Origin of the sequence: Catenibacterium sp. AM22-6LB, assembly GCF_003435615.1 — a bacterium.
In the GTDB taxonomy this organism is placed as follows: Bacteria; Bacillota_I; Bacilli_A; order Erysipelotrichales; family Coprobacillaceae; genus Catenibacterium; species Catenibacterium mitsuoka_A.
Genome location: NZ_QTUM01000003.1, coordinates 47736 through 68343, shown reverse-complemented (window position 1 = coordinate 68343; position 20608 = coordinate 47736). Strand labels below are relative to the sequence as shown.

26 protein-coding genes are annotated in these 20608 nt (G+C 33.8%); 6 read left to right on the top strand and 20 right to left on the bottom strand.

Going from position 1 to position 20608, the window contains the following annotated elements:
• Positions 1-277: 277 nt before the first annotated feature.
• Positions 278-583: a hypothetical protein gene (locus DW269_RS01880; RefSeq protein ID WP_117458306.1), complete on the top strand. Its 306-nt coding sequence runs from the start codon at positions 278-280 to the stop codon at positions 581-583.
• A 7-nt stretch (positions 584-590) separates the two neighbouring features.
• On the opposite strand, the gene DW269_RS01875 is transcribed toward DW269_RS01880, so the two are convergent.
• The 8 genes from DW269_RS01875 to DW269_RS01840 all read right to left on the bottom strand — a co-directional run bounded on the left by DW269_RS01875 (position 591) and on the right by DW269_RS01840 (position 8497).
• A complete protein-coding gene (locus tag DW269_RS01875; protein ID WP_117458305.1) occupies positions 591-1883 on the bottom strand; it encodes an MATE family efflux transporter in 1293 nt (430 codons plus the stop codon).
• 39 nt (positions 1884-1922) lie between these two features.
• Positions 1923-3122 (bottom strand): L-serine ammonia-lyase, iron-sulfur-dependent, subunit alpha, encoded by a 1200-nt coding sequence (locus DW269_RS01870; RefSeq protein WP_117458304.1) that lies wholly within the window; start codon positions 3120-3122, stop codon positions 1923-1925.
• Positions 3123-3161: 39 nt separating this feature from the next.
• Complete coding sequence (locus DW269_RS01865; protein WP_117458303.1) at positions 3162-4046, bottom strand: ROK family protein; 885 nt, start codon at positions 4044-4046, stop codon at positions 3162-3164.
• 87 nt (positions 4047-4133) lie between these two features.
• On the bottom strand, positions 4134-4391 hold the full coding sequence (locus DW269_RS01860) for a hypothetical protein (protein ID WP_117458302.1): 258 nt from the start codon (positions 4389-4391) through the stop codon (positions 4134-4136).
• Between the two features lie 36 nt (positions 4392-4427).
• The gene (gene pflA, locus DW269_RS01855; RefSeq protein WP_022424479.1) at positions 4428-5162 is read right to left on the bottom strand and encodes a pyruvate formate-lyase-activating protein; all 735 of its coding nucleotides are present in this window, start codon (positions 5160-5162) and stop codon (positions 4428-4430) included.
• A 51-nt stretch (positions 5163-5213) separates the two neighbouring features.
• Complete coding sequence (gene pflB / locus DW269_RS01850; protein ID WP_117458300.1) at positions 5214-7475, bottom strand: formate C-acetyltransferase; 2262 nt, start codon at positions 7473-7475, stop codon at positions 5214-5216.
• Positions 7476-7793: 318 nt separating this feature from the next.
• Positions 7794-8162: a VOC family protein gene (locus DW269_RS01845; protein ID WP_117458299.1), complete on the bottom strand. Its 369-nt coding sequence runs from the start codon at positions 8160-8162 to the stop codon at positions 7794-7796.
• 11 nt (positions 8163-8173) lie between these two features.
• Positions 8174-8497, bottom strand: a complete 324-nt coding sequence (locus DW269_RS01840) for a PTS transporter subunit EIIB (protein ID WP_117458298.1) — start codon at positions 8495-8497, stop codon at positions 8174-8176.
• A 648-nt stretch (positions 8498-9145) separates the two neighbouring features.
• Between DW269_RS01840 and DW269_RS01830 the strand changes: the two genes are divergently transcribed.
• Positions 9146-10348 (top strand): FtsW/RodA/SpoVE family cell cycle protein, encoded by a 1203-nt coding sequence (locus tag DW269_RS01830; RefSeq protein WP_117458297.1) that lies wholly within the window; start codon positions 9146-9148, stop codon positions 10346-10348.
• Between the two features lie 35 nt (positions 10349-10383).
• Here DW269_RS01830 and DW269_RS13090 read toward each other — a convergent pair whose 3' ends face one another.
• From DW269_RS13090 to DW269_RS01815, 4 genes are read right to left on the bottom strand one after another with little or no spacing between them, the layout of a single operon-like run.
• Positions 10384-10512, bottom strand: a complete 129-nt coding sequence (locus tag DW269_RS13090) for a hypothetical protein (protein WP_255413814.1) — start codon at positions 10510-10512, stop codon at positions 10384-10386.
• Between the two features lie 2 nt (positions 10513-10514).
• Positions 10515-10976 (bottom strand): hypothetical protein, encoded by a 462-nt coding sequence (locus tag DW269_RS01825; protein WP_117458296.1) that lies wholly within the window; start codon positions 10974-10976, stop codon positions 10515-10517.
• Positions 10948-11796: an RluA family pseudouridine synthase gene (locus DW269_RS01820; protein WP_117458295.1), complete on the bottom strand. Its 849-nt coding sequence runs from the start codon at positions 11794-11796 to the stop codon at positions 10948-10950. Before DW269_RS01820 ends, DW269_RS01825 begins: the two co-directional genes overlap by 29 nt.
• Positions 11793-12560, bottom strand: a complete 768-nt coding sequence (locus DW269_RS01815; protein WP_117458294.1) for an NAD kinase — start codon at positions 12558-12560, stop codon at positions 11793-11795. Before DW269_RS01815 ends, DW269_RS01820 begins: the two co-directional genes overlap by 4 nt.
• Before the next feature lie 107 nt (positions 12561-12667).
• Between DW269_RS01815 and DW269_RS01810 the strand changes: the two genes are divergently transcribed.
• Positions 12668-13234, top strand: a complete 567-nt coding sequence (locus DW269_RS01810; RefSeq protein ID WP_117458293.1) for a CYTH domain-containing protein — start codon at positions 12668-12670, stop codon at positions 13232-13234.
• Here the strand turns inward: DW269_RS01810 and spx are convergent.
• Positions 13229-13681 (bottom strand): transcriptional regulator Spx, encoded by a 453-nt coding sequence (gene spx, locus DW269_RS01805; protein ID WP_117458292.1) that lies wholly within the window; start codon positions 13679-13681, stop codon positions 13229-13231. The two genes, DW269_RS01810 and spx, sit on opposite strands and share 6 nt — an antisense overlap.
• A 296-nt stretch (positions 13682-13977) precedes the next feature.
• Here spx and trpS point away from each other — a divergent pair, with 296 nt between their 5' ends.
• The gene (trpS, locus tag DW269_RS01800) at positions 13978-14979 is read left to right on the top strand and encodes a tryptophan--tRNA ligase (RefSeq protein ID WP_117458291.1); all 1002 of its coding nucleotides are present in this window, start codon (positions 13978-13980) and stop codon (positions 14977-14979) included.
• A gap of 24 nt (positions 14980-15003) precedes the next feature.
• On the opposite strand, the gene DW269_RS01795 is transcribed toward trpS, so the two are convergent.
• Both DW269_RS01795 and DW269_RS01790 read right to left on the bottom strand, forming a co-directional pair.
• Positions 15004-15846, bottom strand: a complete 843-nt coding sequence (locus tag DW269_RS01795; protein WP_022424467.1) for an undecaprenyl-diphosphate phosphatase — start codon at positions 15844-15846, stop codon at positions 15004-15006.
• Between the two features lie 97 nt (positions 15847-15943).
• Positions 15944-16318, bottom strand: a complete 375-nt coding sequence (locus tag DW269_RS01790) for a RidA family protein (protein ID WP_117458289.1) — start codon at positions 16316-16318, stop codon at positions 15944-15946.
• Positions 16319-16434: 116 nt separating this feature from the next.
• On the opposite strand from DW269_RS01790, the gene DW269_RS01785 reads away from it, so the two are divergent.
• Both DW269_RS01785 and DW269_RS01780 read left to right on the top strand, forming a co-directional pair.
• On the top strand, positions 16435-16857 hold the full coding sequence (locus DW269_RS01785; RefSeq protein ID WP_117458288.1) for a hypothetical protein: 423 nt from the start codon (positions 16435-16437) through the stop codon (positions 16855-16857).
• Between the two features lie 104 nt (positions 16858-16961).
• Entirely contained in the window at positions 16962-17570 is a 609-nt protein-coding gene (locus tag DW269_RS01780) for a recombinase family protein (protein WP_022424464.1), read from the top strand.
• A 12-nt stretch (positions 17571-17582) separates the two neighbouring features.
• Here the strand turns inward: DW269_RS01780 and DW269_RS01775 are convergent, their stop codons facing one another.
• The 5 genes from DW269_RS01775 to DW269_RS12540 form a co-directional block, all read right to left on the bottom strand.
• Positions 17583-17900, bottom strand: coding sequence for a hypothetical protein (locus DW269_RS01775; protein ID WP_117458286.1), 318 nt, complete (start codon positions 17898-17900; stop codon positions 17583-17585).
• On the bottom strand, positions 17890-18966 hold the full coding sequence (gene alr / locus DW269_RS01770; protein ID WP_117458285.1) for an alanine racemase: 1077 nt from the start codon (positions 18964-18966) through the stop codon (positions 17890-17892). Before alr ends, DW269_RS01775 begins: the two co-directional genes overlap by 11 nt.
• A gap of 90 nt (positions 18967-19056) precedes the next feature.
• Positions 19057-19668: an HAD-IB family hydrolase gene (locus tag DW269_RS01765; protein WP_117458284.1), complete on the bottom strand. Its 612-nt coding sequence runs from the start codon at positions 19666-19668 to the stop codon at positions 19057-19059.
• Positions 19668-20372 (bottom strand): purine-nucleoside phosphorylase, encoded by a 705-nt coding sequence (gene deoD, locus DW269_RS01760; protein ID WP_117458283.1) that lies wholly within the window; start codon positions 20370-20372, stop codon positions 19668-19670. Before deoD ends, DW269_RS01765 begins: the two co-directional genes overlap by 1 nt.
• On the bottom strand, positions 20353-20577 hold the full coding sequence (locus DW269_RS12540) for a hypothetical protein (protein ID WP_147321672.1): 225 nt from the start codon (positions 20575-20577) through the stop codon (positions 20353-20355). Before DW269_RS12540 ends, deoD begins: the two co-directional genes overlap by 20 nt.
• Positions 20578-20608: the final 31 nt, after the last annotated feature.

Genomic DNA, 20608 nt, shown 5'->3' with positions numbered 1-20608 from the left:
CAACGTTATAACATCTTAACAGATACGCCTAAAAGTTCAGTAAAATCCTTTAATTTATAATTTGTGATATTTGATGTTTTCATTTTAACGCTCTCCTTTGAGGAGATTTGAACACATTTAATCACAATAGTCGATATAATTAGTTACTTATATTTTCCTCCTGTAACTTCTACATTTAAATAAATTTTTTTAAATAGTAATATACGTTTACTCCTTCTTAAATAATTCTTATAATAATTATAGAAAAAAAACATAAACGAAAGCGCAGGTGAATATTATGAATGTTTCTCAATCTCTTTATAGCAGCTTATTTATTAAGCTTCTACCATTATTGATTGTATCATTATTCCTTACATTCTTATTAGTAAAGGCAAAGATGTTTAAGCTATTTTATCTACTAATAGGCGTAGAAATCATTGGTATATTTGTGATGCACTATAGTACGATATCGATGTCTATGATGTTATATGAACAGACAAAAGCCTTTAGTACTCTTTCTAATATGTTCATCATAGTTGGAATGTATCTTCTTATTCCTCTTCTTTCAATCATACTCTATACAATATTAAGAAAAAGAATTTAAGAGCGATTTAGTCAATCGCTCTTTTAAGTTTGAGATACGTAAGTCCTACACATGTAGTCATGATTTCAGATAGTGGTAATGATGCCCAGATTCCTTTCATACCTAATTGTGAAAGAATGATAGATGCAGGTACGATAAGTACTACACCACGTAATAGAATAAGTGTAGAAGCTATTTTAGCGCTTTCTATTGAAGTAAAGTATGTCGTTAAGACAATGTTTACCCCTGCAAAGAATAGGCCAATAAACATTATTTTAAAGCCTTCTATTGCTAGTGTATATAATGTTGGATTGTTTGTCTTATTAAATAGAGAAGTAATCATAGAGGCATTTGTGAAGACTGTTAAGTAAATTGTGAAAGATATTAATAAAGAAATAGTAAGAGTCATTCTTCTTAACATAATAAGATTCTTTGTATCATGAGAACCATATGATTCACTAGTAAGAGGCTGCATACCATTTGCAAGACCATTAAATATCGCAATACATACAAGCCATATATTACATACAACACCATAAGCAGCAACACCTATATTACCTGTAATCTTTAATATAAGTGTATTAAAAAGAAGAACAACTAAACCACTTGATATCTCTATCAACATAGAAGGAAAGCCTAGTTTAATAATTCTTTTAATCATAGAGAACTGAAAACGAAGTTTCGCAAGATGGAATGTATTCTGCTTTTTAATAAAGTGTAAAGAGAGAATACTTAAGCCAATCAAAGGTGCAAGACAAGTCGCAAAAACAGCTCCAAACATACCCATATGACATAAGAATATAAATACATAGTCTAGTACAACATTCATCAGTGAAGCTACAATCATAGCTGTTGTCGCAAGAGCGGGATTGTTATCATTTCTTACTAATGCATTGAGTGCATTATTGAAGATAAAGGCAGGTGTAAATATCATAATAGTTCTTAGATAAATGACTGTATCTTGTAATACGGCATCATTGGCTCCTAGCATTCTTGCAAGAGAAGGACTATATAATACTCCTGTAATCATGAAAAGTACTCCTATTACAAGTCCTAAAAGCACTGTATGATCAAATACCTGATTGATTTCATCGTGCTTGTGATCTATTTTCAGGATAGATAATCTAATACCAGATCCTATTCCTAACATGAGCCCTATCCCATAAATAAAATTAAATACAGGTATCGCAAGATTCAATGCAGTGAGTCCTTTATCCCCTATTCCCTGGGCAATAAAGAATGTATCAGCAAGTATATAAAACGATATAGCCATTTCTCCCAATATGCTTAAACATATATATTTAATAAATCTTTGTTTCATAGTTTTCCCCCTTTATAAAAAAAAGAAATAGTGAACTCACTATTTCAATTCTTTTGCGAGACCTCCTAGAGATGTTTCTTTATAAGCAACATTCAAGTCTTTGCCTGTTTCTTTCATAACTCTTACAACTGTATCGAAAGGTACTTTATTCTTACGTACATAACCTAACTGCCCTGCAAGCATAGCCGCATCATAAGCACGTAATGCAGCCAAAGCATTTCTTTCAATACAAGGAATCTGTACATAACCACCTACTGGGTCACATGTTAATCCCAAGTTATGTTCCAATCCCATTTCTGCTGCATAATCAACAAGACTATTATTTAACTCATTGATCCAGGCCATAGAGGCACTTGCCATCGCACAAGCTGTTCCTACTTCTGCCTGACATCCTCCATCTGCACCAGCAATAGTCGCATTATATTTAACTGTATTACCATATAATCCTCCAATCGCAAGTGCTTTGACTAAGTCTCTCTTTTTTAAGCCCATTTGATGATATGCATAATAGAGAATAGCTGGTAGTACACCACTTGCACCACATGTTGGTGCAGTAACAATCATATGACCATCTGCATTCTCTTCAGAAACTGCATAAGCATAGCTGGCAATAAATAAACGTTCCTGAGCCATTTCATGATGTGTATTTAAAGCCTGTTGATACATAGAACCAGCTACTCTTTTTAATTGTAGACTGCCCTGTAAGATTCCCTGTGTATGTAACCCATTTTCTACACAGGTAAACATTGCTTCAAGAACTTCAAATAAATATTCTTTAAAGTTTTCATCTTCAAAACGTAAGACATAATCATAAAGTGATAATCCTTCATTTTCACAATAATCAATGACTTCACGCATTGTATGATGAGGATAGATTTCTACCTTATCCTCTTCTAAGTCTCCCTTAAAGTAAATTTCTCCTCCACCAATAGAATAAGCTTCAATAGGTTTTAATGCCTCTCCACCACAATATACTGTGACTAACATCCCATTAGGATGGTAAGGTAATTCACCGCTCTTAAAAGAGAAATCACATGGTACAGGCGCAAATGTCTTCTGCATGATTTTATCTGTTAAATGTCCTTTACCAGTTAAAGATAAAGAACCATACAGATCAACATGTACCTTTTCCATATCTGGATAAAGTGATTTGATTCTTTCAGCGATTTTCATTGGTCCATAAGTATGAGATGAGGAAGGACCAATTCCTATCTTATAAAGTTCTCTAAGTGATTGCATGTATTATCCTCCTTTAAAAAAAGCAGGCTATGCCTGCTTTTATTTATTCTTTAATGCCTGTTTAGCAAGTGCTAATCCACCACATAATCCTGCATTATCAGCAAGTCCTGGATAAACAATATAATCCTTGATCTTATCTGTTGTAATTTCTTCTTTTGCAACATAGCCGTTCAACATTTCCTGAACGTATTTATGAATCATTGGGAATAACTGTTTCTGGTGCATAACACCTCCACCTAAAATAATCTTCTTAGGTGAGATTGTAAGAATATAAATACATAAAGCCTGAGCAATATAATAAGCTTCTAAATCCCATGCTGGATGATCAACAGGTAATTCTTTAGCACTCTTACCCCAGCGTTCTTCAATAGCTGGTCCAGCTGCTAAACCTTCAAAACATGTTCCATGATATGGACATTTACCCTTATAAGTATCTTCTGGGCGAGTAATCAATTTCATATGACCCATTTCAGGATGTAGTAAACCATGTACAAGATTACCTTCTACAACAGCACCTCCACCTACACCTGTACCAATAGTCAAGTATAAAGCGCTATTTAATCCTTTAGCAGCACCAAATTCTACTTCACCTAAGCATGCACTGTTTACATCAGTATCAAATCCTACAGGAACACCTGGGAATGCTTCTTCTAAATCCTTTACGACATTATGATTAGACCATCCTGGTTTAGGAGTAGTAGTGACACTTCCATAAGTAGGACTTGTCTTATCTGGATCAATTGGGCCAAATGATCCAAAGCCAATAGCTTCTACACCCTTATCCTTGAAGAATTCAATTGTTTTCTTCATTGTTTCTTCTGGTGTTGTAGTTGGGAAAGATTCTCTTTCAAAAATGTTACCATTCTCATCACCAACACCAACGACGAACTTTGTTCCTCCACCTTCAATAGTACCTAATTTCATTATCCTTTACCTCCATAATAGTAATCACTCATATTTTAAATTATTTACTACTAAAAGTAAACGAGCTTTTTTAAAGGCATAATATTTTTAAGCTACCATTTTATCATTTTTATAATATGCATATTGATCAAGTGAATAACCATACTCCTGCATAACCTTGGTCATGATTGTTCCTTCAATCATCGCACGTTTAGCAGTGATTACTTTATAGTTTTCTTCCTCATTATGAGTATGAATAATATCCATTAATTGATTATGTATCTCATAATAAAGGCTGCATAAAGTATCTAAACTCTGATTCTGTAAGAAAACAATGTAATTTTCATCAAAAAGCAATTCATCCATGAAAAATGCCTCCTTCTAGGAGACATTATATCATACTTATTTATATTTATCTGTATGTAGAATCTTATTTGCGTTTTCTACACGTTCATTTGTAGGTGGATCAATTCCTTCTAGTTGATATTCTAAGTTAAGTTCCTTCCACTTATATACACCAAGAGTATGATAAGGAAGAACTTCTACCTTTTTCACATTACTTAAAGTATCAATATAATCAGCTAAAGCATGAAGATCTTCATCATAATCACTTCTTTCAGGAACAAGTACATGTCTAATCCAGATAGGCTTATTGATATCATTCAAATATTGAATCATATCAAGAACACGCTTGTTTGAAGCACCTGTTAATACCTGATGTCTTTCGTCATTAATTTCTTTAATGTCAACCATCAATAAATCAGTATATTTCATTAATTCCTCAAACTTAGAGAAGAAAGGTTCTTCTCTTGTAAAACATGCACCACTTGTATCAATACATGTATTGATTCCTGCAGCTTTAGCAAGTTTAAAGAATTCTAATAAGAAATCAATCTGTACAAGTGGTTCACCACCAGATACAGTAATTCCACCATCTTTACCCCAATAAGGTTCAAAACGTAAGGCACGGTCTAATGCCTGCTGTGGTGTCCATTCTTCAAACTTCTGACTTGCCCATGTATCTGGGTTATGACAGAACTGACATCTAAAAGGACATCCATGTAGAAATAAGATAAAACGTACACCTGGTCCATCTACAAGACCAAATGTTTCAACGGAATGTACACGTGCATTCATTACATTCTCCTCCTCTATAAAAAACAGTCTCATAAGAGACTGTTTTAATTATTACATATGATCGTGACAAGTTCTAGCAATTACGTCCAACTGCTGTTCTCTAGTTAAGTCAATGAACTTAACTGCATAACCAGATACACGGATTGTGAAGTTTGCATATTCTGGTTTTTCTGGATGTTCCATTGCATCGATTAACTTTTCTTTACCGAATACGTTAACGTTTAAGTGATGAGCACCCTGTCTGAAGTAACCATCCATAACTGTTACTAACTTATCAGCTCTTTCAGCTTCGTCATGACCTAAAGCACTTGGAGCAATTGTCTGAGTATTTGAGATACCATCTAATGCCCATTCGTAAGGTAACTTAGCAACTGAGTTTAATGAAGCAAGTAAACCGTTCTTTTCTGCACCATATGATGGGTTAGCACCTGGAGATAATGGTTCACCAGCTTTACGTCCATCAGGTAATGAACCTGTAGCCTTACCATAAACTACGTTAGAAGTGATTGTTAAGATTGAAGTAGTTGGTTCAGAATTTCTATATGTATGATGCTGTTTGATCTTTTCTAAGAATGTATGTAATAACCAAACTGCGATGTTGTCAGCTCTGTCATCATCGTTACCATAACGAGGGAAGTCACCTTCAACTTCGTAATCAACTACGATACCATCTTCATCTCTGATAGTCTTAACCTTAGCATATTTAATTGCGCTTAATGAGTCTACTACATGTGAGAAACCAGCAATACCAGTAGCGAATGTTCTACGAACATCAGTATCGATTAATGCCATTTCTGCAGCTTCATAGTAGTATTTATCATGCATGTACTGGATTAAGTTTAATGTATTTACATATAAGTCTGCTAACCAGCCCATCATGTTTTCATATTTCTTGATAACTTCATCATAATCAAGATATTCAGAAGTAATTCCTCTATATTCAGGACCTACCTGCTGTTTAGTCTTTTCATCGACACCACCATTGATAGCGTAAGTTAAGCACTTAGCTAAGTTAGCTCTTGCACCGAAGAACTGCATTTCTTTACCAGTCTGAGTAGCTGATACACAGCAGCAGATTGAATAGTCATCGCCCCATACAGGTCTCATAACGTCATCGTTTTCATACTGAATTGATGAAGTATCGATAGAGATCTTAGCAGCATACTTCTTGAAGTTTTCTGGTAATGCTTCTGTATATAGAACTGTTAAGTTTGGTTCTGGAGAAGGACCCATATCTTCTAATGTATGTAAGAAACGGTAGTCATTCTTTGTAACCATTGAACGTCCGTCAGTACCTAAACCTGCAACTTCAAGAGTAGCCCATACTGGGTCACCAGAGAATAATGCGTTGTATGATGGGATACGTGCGAACTTAACCATACGGAATTTCATAACGATATGGTCAACTAATTCCTGAGCTTCGCTTTCAGTTAATGTGCCGTTAGCTAAATCTCTTTCAATATAGATATCAAGGAATGTAGAGATACGTCCAACTGACATAGCTGCACCATTCTGAGTCTTGATAGCTGCTAAATAACCAAAGTATAACCACTGGAATGCTTCACGAGCGTTAGTAGCTGGTTTAGAAATATCATAACCATAAGCTTCAGCCATCTTCTTCATATTGTTAAGAGCTCTTACCTGTTCAGCAATTTCTTCTCTCTTTCTGATGATGTCTTCAGTCATAGATCCGCTACCGCAGTTAGCAAAGTCTTCTTTCTTCCATTCGATTAATGCATCGATACCGTATAAAGCAACTCTTCTGTAGTCACCAACAATACGTCCACGACCATAAGTATCTGGAAGACCAGTGATGATCTTATTATGACGTGCTTTCATAATTTCAGGAGTGTAAACATCAAATACACCCTGGTTATGAGTCTTATGATATTCAGTAAAGATCTTATGTAATTCTGGGTTTGGTGTATAACCATAAGTTTCGCAAGCCTGTTCAGCCATACGGATACCACCATAAGGCATGAATGCTCTCTTTAAAGGCTTATCTGTCTGTAAACCAACAACAGTTTCTAAGTCCTTCATGCTTTCATCAATATAACCAGGTCCATAAGCAGTTAAACCAGAAACTACTTCAGTTTCCATATCAAGAACTCCGCCTTTAGCTCTTTCTTCTGCCTGAAGTTCCTGTAATCTGCCCCATAATTTATTAGTTGCTTCTGTAGGTTCAGCTAAGAATGATTCATCGCCATCATATGGTTTGTAGTTATTCTGAATGAAGTCTCTAGTATTTACTTCTTCTTTCCATAAACGGCCTTTGAATCCAGCCCACGCATCAGCAAAACGATTTGTATCCATTGTAACAATTCCTCCTTAAAGTATAAAAAACTACTGAATTTTGTTACTCATCCTTTTCAGCGATTTCAATATACCATTATTCAAAATGTTTGTCTATGGATTTGCTTACATTTTTGTATGCGTTTTCTGTAAACGTATAACATTTTTTACCTTGTGATAAAGATTTTTCTCATAAGTTTGTTTTATTTTTCTAAATTAGTAATAATATATTTGTTGTTTTAGGAATAATGCGCTTACATTAGTAACTTTTTTCCTATCTAAAAATATTTTTTAATTATTTTTTCACCAAAAAAGGAAATGCATCATGCATTTCCTAGACTATTTTTCAGGTATGATTTCAAGCCAGTATCCATCTGGATCCTGGATAAAATAGATGCCCATTGAAGGATTTTCAAAACAGATACATCCCATCTTTTCATGTAATGCATGTGCTCCTTCATAATCATCTACATGAAAAGCTAAATGGAATTCTTCTTCACCAATATCATAAGCCTGTGGATGATCTTTAAGCCATGTGAGTTCTAATTCAAATGGAGTTGTTTCATTACCAACATATACAATAATGAAGTTTCCATCTTCACTCACCTTACGTCTTCTTTCAGTTAAGCCTAATGCTTCTTCATAGAATTTAAGAGAAGCATCTAGATCCTTAACGTTATAGTTTTCATGTACCATCTTAAATTTCATAACAATACCTCTTATTTAATTTTTTCTAACACAGTTTCACAGATAATACTTGATGCTTTACCAAAGATCATAGTAAGTGTTAAATGACCTGCCACAATACCACTAGCCCCTAGTGTTTTAATTGTTTCAATATCAAGATCCTTATCCTGCTTTAAAGTCGCCTTTAATTTAGAAGGTGATGCTTCTAAAGCAGTAATGTTGTCTTTACCACCTAATGCTTTAATTAATAGATCTGCATCAATCGGACACTGTTCTTTACTTGTTTTCTTTTTACGAGTCATCATCACAACAATCACAAGTACAACTACGATTGCTGCAATAATCCCAATCATCATATTTTTAGACACTTTACGCACACTGCCACTCAAAATGTGATTGAATATCTCACATCGAGATAATGTAAGTTCTCACGAACATTACTTACTATTTCATCGTGTATGCTTTGGATTGACCGAAATCATATCTACTCACAAGTTCTTGTACACTTCATAGTCGTAAATTTCCGAAATAGCCTTCGGTATATACATACATTTGCGTTTGTCTTCATCATTCCTAATACATTTAAATCTTCAATCGTTATATAAGATGGCTTGGTTTTTACTATCTTTGTGATTGATTCTATGATGAAGTTCCTTACCCCAAACCTTTGTTTTTTGAGTGGACTCTCCTTTCTTTAGATTTTCATACTTTCGAGAAAGAGTTCTCTGTTCTCGAATAAGCTGTTTTTCAAGCTTCTTTAATTTTGCATGTTTGTTGATGTTCTTATAAGTCGTACCATTAGAGACAACGTTAAAATCTTTTGGCTTATAATTGTGATACTTAGTGTATTCATTTTAGCACTCTCTCGAGCATATTTAAACACATTCAAACACAATAGTTAATATATTCAGTTACTTATAGTTACCTCCTTTTTATTGAAGTATCTTTAAAATATAGTATACTATAAGAATGAAAAAAGTAAAAAGAAAAAAAGGAGGGCACGCATGGAAAACCTTGAAGAAACACTCAAGAAATATCCTCTTATTGCCTTAATTATATTGCTTGGTGCCATCAGTTGTTTTGCGGTTGCAAGTGCTGCACCAATTATGACCAACATTGCGAATCCTTATACACTATGGTTGAAGCAAGGGCTTTATTATGTTATAGGTGGCATTCTAGGCTATATTGTCTATAAAATAGGTCAGGATACCCTATATACTCATATTAAAACACTCTATATGATTTTTATTGTATTACTTATCGGACTTGCAATAGACCATTTTGTCTATACAAAAGTATTGCATATCCACATAGTACCTCTAGCAACCTGGGTAAATGGTGCGACTTCATGGTATACTATCCCAGGATTCAGTTTTCAGCCTTCTGAATTCATGAAAATCATCATGGTTATGTATCTTGCGAAAATCACACAAGAATATAACGATCGTGTCTTAGTTAAGACAACGGACAGTGAAATACAGTATATCATTCAAGTCATGAAGATTTCTTTACCACCAGCTATTCTTATTTATTTACAGAATGACTCAGGGGTTATGATGATTATTATGGCAGCTGTTTTCTTTGTATTATTATCAAGTGGTATGAATGGAAACTGGTTCCTATTTATTTTAGTGATTGCAGTAGTAGGTGTACTTGGAATGGCTTATTTATTCATCTACCAGAACGGAGTCTTTACATCTATCATCTCAGGGCATAAACTAGACCGTATTTATGGCTGGTTAGATCCTGAAGGAACAACTGGTAACCAAGGGTTACAGTCATGGTATGCTCAGTTATCTTATGGGACTGCAGGATGGTTTGGACATGGCTTTAGAGCTGTTGTCAAGGTCTTCCCTGAAGGACAGACAGACTTTATCTTCTCAGTTATTGCGACTGATTTTGGTTATGTAGGTGCACTCATCACTTTACTTGCAATTGCAGCATTTGATATCACTATCTTAAATATTGGCTTAAAGAGTGATAATATTCGTGATAAGACATTTATCATGGGGACATTTGGATGTCTCATCTTCCAGCAGTCATGGAATATTGGAATGATTCTTGGATTACTTCCTATTACTGGTATTACTTTACCAATGCTGTCTTATGGAGGATCTTCATTGCTTTCATATATGTTCGCAATGGGTGTTATTATTGATATTGATTTTCAGAATAAGCTTCGTGATGTAAAACACAAACAATACTAAAAACGACATGCCTCTCATGAGGTATGCCGTTTTTTTCACAATCCTTCTTTTTCTAAAAGTTCCAAAAATTCTTCTTCTGAATATGCTTTTCTTTTTCCTTCTTTAATGAGATTTGCTTTTCTTATCGCATCATTTTCAAATTCATGCATATCTAATTGTTCCATAACTATCCCTTAATATCTTTAAGTAAAGCTACATGTTCACCATAAATATGTCCTGTTTCAGGTACATAGATAATAAGTGCTTCTTTTTCATTCTTATAAATAGAACGGCTCTTTTCTACAAAAGCAAATAAGAGATTATCCCCCTTAGTCGTCTTAAGCTGTACTCTCTCATTATACTTCACTGGTGTAACCACATATTCACAAGGTACTGTAGGTACCTCTTTTAAGTTCACCATCTGTTTATAATAACTATAAACCATAAAGAATAAGCCAGCAGTAATAGCTACCCCAAGGGCATAGATTACTTTAGATTGAGTTGGAACAAGAAAAGCAGCCACTAATGTGATAATCACAACTACAGGAATAATTCTAGAGAACTTCTTGTAGTGCTTTCCATATTCATTACATTTATAAGTCATATATTTTTCTGACTGCTTAAGATTTAATTTTTTTAATTCGTACATCGTTGAACACCTTCTTTAAAGTCATACATTGTTGTGTGATAGGATGTTTAAAGGCTATTTCTACACTATCTAGATAAAACCCTTCTCCTTCACCATAAAGTGGATCTCCTACTAATGGACATCCTAAATAAGCCATATGAACACGTATCTGATGCGTACGTCCTGTTTCTAGCTTACATTCTACTAAAGAATAGTCTTTAGTTGTTTTAATAGTACGGTAATGGGTGATTGCTTCTTTACCGCCTTCTTTTACTTCTCTTTTAGTCCCATGACCTTCTGCATGGTCAATAGGCGCATTGACAGTTCCTTGTCCTGGATTACCTTTTACAAGTGCATGATATACACGTTTCACCTGTTTGATATCATGAGAAAAAGCATCATGAACATAACGGCTTTTCGCAATCATCATGAGTCCTGATGTTTCTTTATCAAGTCTATTTACTAAGTGAATTGCACTTTCAATATGATTTGCTTGATAATAATACATAATCGCATTCCCTAATGATTCTGTTAAGTACTTCTTAACAGGGATACAGGCAAGATTAGGCTGCTTATCAATAATCATCAAATAATCATCTTCATATACAACTTTTAAGGGAATATCAACAGGAATCACATGACTTGTTTCTTTAGGAAAAACAATAGCCACACTATCCCCTGTTACTGTCTTATAACACAAATACTGCTTTTCTCCATTCACTAATATCTCTCCATGATTTCTAGAATCTTTGACTAATTTCTTAGAAATACCATGTAAATAGAAAAATTTATCTAAACGCATATCTTTGTGCTGTTCATCTATTTCAAACTGCAAGATCATAGATATGATTTCCTCAATCTCTTCACAAATGATACATGACGATAATCACAGAAATGAGCCACGCGTTTAGATAAACGTGCTTCTATGACATCATGATCCTTTAATTCATAAATATCTGTATCAATACCTAAAACCGCATTCTCGCTAAAATCTGTCTCAAAGCGCACTACATCCTCATCTCCTAAAATAAGAGGACTGCCTAAAGAACGATAAGCATTATGATGAATACCAGCTATTTCCGTCACCTGCATCAGTCTTAAGCTAGGATTAATCACTGCCCCACCTAATGATTTATTTAATGCAGTAGAACCTGAAGGAGTACTGACACAAAGTCCGTTTCCTCTAAATGTTTCCATATGTTCATCGTTTACATACATATCTATAACCTGTGAACGATAACTATTCTCTATACGCATTTCATTTAAAGCATGAAAGATTTCTCCATTATAAGAAATACGCAAGAGATGTCGATCAAAGATTTCAGGTTCTTTTGTAAGGATATCTTTTACAAGCTGCTTATATTCATCCTTTAAATAGTCTGTAAAGAACCCAAGTGTTCCTGTATGGATTCCTACAAATGAAACATCATTTAAAACATGCTCATAACGATGAATAGAATAAATCATAGTGCCATCTCCACCTACAGAAATCACTATATCTGGATGTTCTTCATCATAAATCAGTTCTTTGAGTTCATCTTTAATCAAAGCTGCAAGATGACGGGATACATCATCTTTTTTTGACACAATTGCATATCTTTTCATTTTTTATCACCGCTATTATTATACTTTCTATTACCTTTTTGCGCAATATGACTTGTATTGACGGGTTCAACTCTCAAGTATATAATTTGAGAAAATGAGGAGATATTATGAAAAAAAATCTTGAAATAGAATATAAGATGTTATTAAGTGAAGCTCTATTCAATCAATTGATGAATGACTTCAAAGGGCATACTTATAGTCAGACAAACTATTATCTTACAAGTATTGAATTAAGTGCTTTACGCTATAGTCTTCGTATAAGAGAAAAAGAAGGTTATTATGAGATGACTTTAAAGATTCCTGAAAAGAATGGTCGTCTAGAACATAATCTAGAAATTACTAAAGAAGATTTAGAAATGATTCAAAAGGGTGAAATACCTGATAATGAGATTACTCGTTTATTAAGTAATAAGGGATTTAATTTAAGTCTTATTAAACAGGCTTATTCTTTGACTACTATTAGAAGAGATGTCCCTTTTGATTCAGGTATGTTATCTCTTGATGAAAATCATTATAACGGAATCACTGATTATGAATTAGAATTTGAAGTGAATGACGAAGAAAAAGGACTTAAACAATTTGAAGAATTATGTCAAACATATCATCTACAGTATAAAGAAAACTGTGCAAGTAAGATTGCGAGAGTTCTAAGCGCATTAAAAGCAGGCCTATAAGCCTGCTTTATTATTACGATGATAGTCTTCCACAAGTGTAGATGCGCTGAATTGTGGACAGTTGTCAAACTTCTGACATTCTGCCAGCTTTCTTAATTCTCTTGGAATAAATGCGCGAATTTCTTCTGCATTATAACCTACCTGGAAACGTCTTTCATCAATCATAATAGGACGTTTTAAAATAGATGGATTCTTCTGAATAAAATGAATTAATTCATTGGTAGACATATCTTCAATGTCTACTTTATTCTCTTTGATGATCTTAGAACGTTTAGAAATGATATCATCCGTACCATTCTCGCTACGTTCTAATAGTTCACGTAGTTCATCTTCTCTTAATATTGTAGAAAAGATATTCTTTTCTACATAAGGAATATCATGTTCTTTGAGCCATGCTTTGACTTTTCTGCATGATGCACAACTTGGTGCGGTGTAGATTCTAATCATGATTTCACCTCTTTCTTTTGTTTATTATACATCATTTTCGTAGGTTGTGTATGTTTATTGGTTGCATTCACATAATTTTGTATTATAATGGAAGAGGCAATGAACAGAAATAAGTAGTTTTTTATACTATGGATAGAGAGCTCATGGATGGTGGAAATGAGTCATAGATACTAAATGAATTGGGTTCTGGGAGCTTTTCTAGCATGAGTTAGAAACGTCTGCTGTCGTTACCAGCACAAATACACATTGGTGGCACGTCCTTTGGACGTGCCTTTTTTATTTAGGAGGATGTAATTATGAAAAGAATGCTAAGTGGTATTAAACCTACAGGACGTGTTACTTTAGGTAACTACATTGGCGCTATTAAGCCATTTGTACAGTTCCAGAATGAATATGAAATGATTATCTTTGTCGCTAATCTTCATTCAATGACTATTTACCAGGAACCTAAGGATTTAAGAAAGAATACAAAAGATTTAATCGCATTATATATTGCAGCTGGATTAGATCCTGAACAGGTAACTTTATTCCTACAGAGTGATGTCTTAGAACATGCTCAGCTTGGATGGTATTTAGGATGCATGGTCTCTATGGGTGAATTATCACGTATGACTCAATATAAATCAAAGAAACTTGAAGCAGAAGAAAAAGGCGGACATATTGGTGCTGGTATCTTCAACTACCCTTCTTTAATGAATGCGGACATCTTAATGTATGATCCAGATTATGTACCTGTAGGAGAAGACCAAAAACAGCATGTAGAACTTGCTAGAAATGTAGCAGAACGTTTTAATAGCCGTTATAGTGATACTTTCAAGCTTCCTGAACCTATCATTCCTAAAGTAGGTGGACGTATTATGGACTTACAGGATCCTACTAAAAAGATGAGTAAATCATCACCTAATGGTAAAGGATGTATTTATGTATTAGATCCAATTAATGTATCTAAGAAGAAGATCTTATCTGCAGTGACTGATAGTGATTCACATGTGAAGTTTGACCCAGAAAATAAGCCTGGTATTTCTAACCTACTTGAAATCTATTCTATTATTTCAGGTAAAACTATTGAAGAACTTGAAACAATGTATGAAGGTAAGGGTTATGGAGATTTCAAGAAGGATCTTGCAGAAGTTGTCGGAGATGAACTTCAGAGAATTCAGGATCGTTATAATGAAATCCTAGACGGTGATTATCTTGATAAGATTCTTGAAGCAGGAGCAGAAAAAGCAAGAAGAATCGCAAGAAAGAAACTTGCAAAGGTTGAAAGAAAGATTGGTATTACAATTAAGAAAAAATAAAACAATGGCTCGCGCCATTGTTTTTTATTTAATGATGAAGAAATATGCAAGTACTAATAGTCCTAATACAATTCTATACCATCCAAATACCTTGAAGTCATGCTTCTTGATATAGCTCATTAAGAACTTGATGATTAAAATTGATGATACAAATGCGACTAGCATACCAAGTCCTAATACTGCAAGCTGTGAAGCTGTAAATGCAAGACCAAACTTAACTAGTTTTAATAAGCTTGCGCCAAACATAACAGGAATAGCTAAGAAGAATGTGAATTCTGCAGCAACTGTACGACTAACACCTAACATTAATCCACCAAGGATTGTCGCACCAGAACGAGATGTACCTGGGAAAATAGCTGCAATTAACTGGAACATACCAATTAAGAAAGCAGTTTTACCATTGATAGCTTTTAAAGAGTTAATCTTAGGTCTTAATGATGCATTTCTATTTTCAATTACGATAAATCCAATACCAAAGATAATTAATGCTAGAGCGACACATGGTGGATTATAGAATAATGCTTCAAATACATCATCAAATAATAATCCTACTACTGCAGCTGGGATACATGCAAAGATGATCTTAAGCCATAAGTCAAAGATATCTCTATCTACATATTTAAAGAAACCTTTTACCATTGGATTTGTATTCTTCTTAAATGGCCAGATCTGATTCCAATAGATAACTACTACTGCAAGAATAGCACCTAACTGAATTACAACCTGGAACATAGAATAGAAATCTTTAGAAACATCTAATTTCACAAATTCATTTAATAAAATCATATGTCCAGTACTACTGATAGGTAACCACTCAGTGATACCTTCTACAATACCAAACAAAATAGTTTTTAAATAGAGTAACATATTAATCTCCTTTTTTATTGTCTTTTTGATTATGGCACAATTCTCATTATTTTCAAGGTTTTAAGCATAAAAAAAAGACTTTCTCGGATGAGAAAGCCTATTTTACTGCAACGACTTCAACTTCTAGCAAAGCACCTTTAGGAAGTTTAGCAACTTCTACAGCACTTCTTGCTGGATAAGGTTCTTCAAAGTATTCAGCATAGATACCATTCATAGTTGCAAAATCATTAATATTATCTAAGAATACAGTTGTTTTCACAACATTCTTGAATGTAAGATTCTGACTTTCAAGTAAACCTTTTACATTATCTAATGCACGTCTAGTCTGTGCTTCGATACCTTCTGGCATCACGCCTGTTTCAGGATCTAATGGAATCTGTCCTGAGAAGAAGATCATATTGCCAATATCAATTCCCTGGCTATATGGTCCAATAGCACCTGGTGCTTTGTCTGTTTTTACTACTTTAGTCATTTGTACATCCTCCTAATGCCCTCATTATAACATTCTTATACACTAAAGTGAAACATAAGATATTGTCATAAAGGGTAGAATTTGCTACAATATTTAAGCGGAGGCATACAAGAATTATGAAAGATTTTATCAAGAAATTTGCACGTGAAATCAGTGTTTTTGGATTAGTACTTGTTGTATTCCTTGGATTATTTATTTATCGTCAGGCAACATATGCAACATATACAACTTTATCAAACACTAAGTTTGAACAGAAGATTGAAAACAAGGATAGTTTCATTCTTGTTGCAGGTAATAGTTCTGATAATACTATGAAGTCTTTCCAGGAAGTAATGACTACTTACCAGACAAAGAATAGAAAAAATAAAATTTATTATGTTGATACAAAAGGAAAGTCTTCTAATTACCTTACCAAGAAATTAAATGTCAATGTCTCTACACCTTGTACATTTATTATTAAAAAAGGTAAAGTGACTGCAAAATATCCAGGTGCTCTACAGTACTACTATTTCAAAGATTTTATAAATGCAAACCTATAAAAGAGATTGCCCGAAAGGCAATCTTTTTACTTGTAAAGTTTTTTATTAATATATATATGAAGTTTATATTTTGTATAATCTCCATAATTAATGGAGGTATGGATATGAAATATGCTTATATTAGAGTTTCTACTAAAGACCAGAATATTGATAGACAGGTAGAAGCAATGAAAGAGGCTGGTATTGATAAGAGTAAGATGTTTATTGATAAGCAGTCAGGTAAAGATTTTGAACGTAAGAATTATAAGAAGATGTTAAGAAAGCTGAAGGCAGGTGATGAAGTGTATATTAAGTCTATTGACCGACTTGGTAGAAATTATGATGAGATTATTGAACAATGGAGAATACTGACAAAAGATAAGGATGTAGATGTGAGTGTATTAGATTTTCCACTTCTTGATACAAAAAATAAGATCAATGGCTTAACAGGAAAGTTTATTGCAGATCTTGTATTACAGATACTGTCCTATGTTGCCCAGATAGAAAGAGAAAATATTAGACAAAGACAAGCTGAAGGTATTAGAATCGCAAAAGAAAAAGGTGTGAAGTTTGGTAGACCAGTCATGGATATTCCAGAAAATTTTGATTCTATTTATCAGCTTTGGGAGAATAATTTAATTAGTTTAAGAGAAGCAGGAAGAATGCTGGAAATAAGTCATACGACATTCCAGAGACTTGCAAAAAGATATAATAATAAAGATGTCAGCCGTTAAGCTGACATCTTTTTACTTCTTGAATTCTATTTCATTAAGTGGTACATCATTTTTTAACTTATGGTTACAATTAGGACATCTCTGTTCTACACCAGTCACAAAACTTCTAGACTTTGTAAAAATATCAACATGACCACATGAGTCACAACGACATCTTTTCATTAAAGTAAAATTATAAGCCATAAGTAAGATATAAAGCACAACAGTCCCAATAGTTCCAGGTAAACCCCATGACATAAAGAAGCTGACTAATATACCAATAATTAATAAGAAGTTAGAACCGATTTCTATTCTTCTAATTGTTTTCGCATATTGATTTCTACTTTTCATATATTCTCTCCACTCTTGGTGAAATGAGACAGATGATTTCATAAGGGATTGTATTGATTTCTTTAGCCATTTTCGCAAGTGAGATATGTTCTCCAAAGATTTCCACATCATCCCCAGGTTTTACATTTTCATCTACCTTCACCATGCACTGATCCATACATACTCTTCCTACTACAGGATAGTAATGACCATTAATATAGACTTCTCTACCCTGATTAGCACGTGTAAATCCATCTGCATAACCAATTGGTAAAGTCGCAATATATTGGTCCTCATCAGCTGTATAAGTCATACCATAACCAATCTTTTCACCTTTAGGTACAACTTTAACCATAGCAACTTTTGTATAAAGACTCATAGCTTGTTTTAAATCACTATTTTCTTCACCACGTGGATCTACACCATACATCGCAATACCAATACGTGTCAAATTACCATAGTCTGAATGATGGAACATCATAGCAGCTGAGTTATCACAATGAATATATTTAAAACGGTTATTACCTACAATAGATTTAAATAAAGCCAATTGTTTTTCATATTCATCATCTTGAGAGAAATCATCTGCTGTCGCAAAATGAGTAAAGATTCCTTCTACATCAATTTTAGAAGAATCAATCATTTCCATAGCCTTTTCAAATTCTTTTTCTGTCTTAAAACCAATTCTGTTCATTCCTGAATCAATGCTTAAATGAACCTTAACAGGAGCATCATAGTGATGCATCTCATTAATCTTATTTAAGTAATCAAAAGAGAATAATGCAAGGCTGATATTCTTCTTAATCGCAATATCTAAGTCTTCTAGTGGTATTGCACCTAATACTAGAATATCCTGCTTTACACCTAAGTCTCTTAAGTCTACAGCTTCTTTTAAAGTAGCTACTGCAAACATCTGAATAATAGATTCATCCTTTAAAACAGAAGCAACTTCCTTATAGCCATGTCCATACGCATTTGCTTTAATGATAGCCACCATAGGCTTTTTAGTTTTTTTATATAATGTTTCTACATTTTCTTTAATATAATCTAAACGTACTTTTGCATACGTATCACGATAACGTGTCATTTTATATTCCTCTTTTCCTCAAGTAAAAAGTATAAACTAGAGATTTATACTTTTCAAGAACTGTTTGAAAAAGCAGCACTCACGTGCTGCTTAAAAGTCTGATAAGTGACCATCTTTTCTATCGACACGATAACGGTAACGGCATAATTCCAGCATTGGAAGATCAGAATTAGAATCAGAATAACCATAAGAATGATCATAATCTATTTCTAAATCATGTTCCTTCATATACTGATTAATTCTAGTCACCTTTGCTTTACCTTTACAGTTCTCACCAATAATACGAGATGTATAATGTCCATCCTTTATTTGTGTCTTTGTACCCATTAACTCATCACAAGGAAGTGTATTAAAGCGCATATAAGCTTCAGCACTGGCAGTGACAAGGAATACTAAACATCCTTCTTCCTGTCTCTTCTTCATCTCTTCAACCATATGAGGGTAATAAGTAGGTACGATATCCTTTTCATAACAGTCTTTGATTTCTTCTTCAGTGAGTAAATCTAAAGGGAAATGAACCCATGATTTCATTGATTCCATAGAACAGATATGTAATACATAACCAATTCCATATGGAATAAGTGGAAGAAAACGGAATACTGATAAAGGATACTTCTTTAAAGTATAAGACAATAGCTTCCTAATAGAATCACCATGAGCTATTGTATAATCAAAATCAAAAAATGCACACTTCTGTTTCATCAAGCAATCTCCAATGCGACTTCCATCATTGCAGTAAATGTCTTTTCTCTTTCTTGGGCAGTAGTTTCTGGTTCATCATTGACTAAAGAATCAGAGATTGTAAGTAGCGTTAAAGCATTCTTACCTAAATAAGCAGCTGTTGCAAATAATGCATAAGATTCCATTTCTACTGCTAGCACACCCATTCTAGACCATTTTTCTACAGAAGTGGTATCTGCATGATAGAAAATATCAGATGCTAATACATTACCTACATGGTAGTTGATCTTCTTGTCTTTTGCGAGTGTAACAGCTTTTTCTAATAATGAATAAGAAGAAATAGCTGAGAAAGTACCTGGTAATTCATATTGATGGGCAAAGTTAGAGTCTGTACATGAACCCTGAGCAATAATCACATCTCTAATATGTACATTCTTCTGCATAGAACCTGCACTACCGATACGAATGATGTTTTCTACGTCATATTGTGTGAATAATTCATAAGAATAGATACCAATAGAAGGCATACCCATTCCTGAACCCATAATAGAAATCTTCTTTCCTTTATAAGTTCCTGTATAACCAAACATATTTCTTACAGCGTTGAACTGTACAACATCTTCTAAATATGTTTCTGCCAGATATTTTGCACGTAATGGGTCTCCTGGCATTAAGACTGTTTTTGCGATATCACCTTTTTTTGCTTCATTGTGTGGTGTTGCCATAATTCGATCTCCTTTTATAATAATTTTTTAGATTTGGTTTCTTACCTAATATGATTGCTTTTTTGAGTACCTTATATTCTTTACTAGAATAACCTGCTTTCGCAAATGACTCTGTCATTATGACAGGAGCCTGGTTATCACTCAAACCATCATATAATGCGATATCTTTCTTATAGGCTAAAATATGTGTATCAATATCAATCATATGCAGCTGGATGTTTTCATCATCCTTGAAA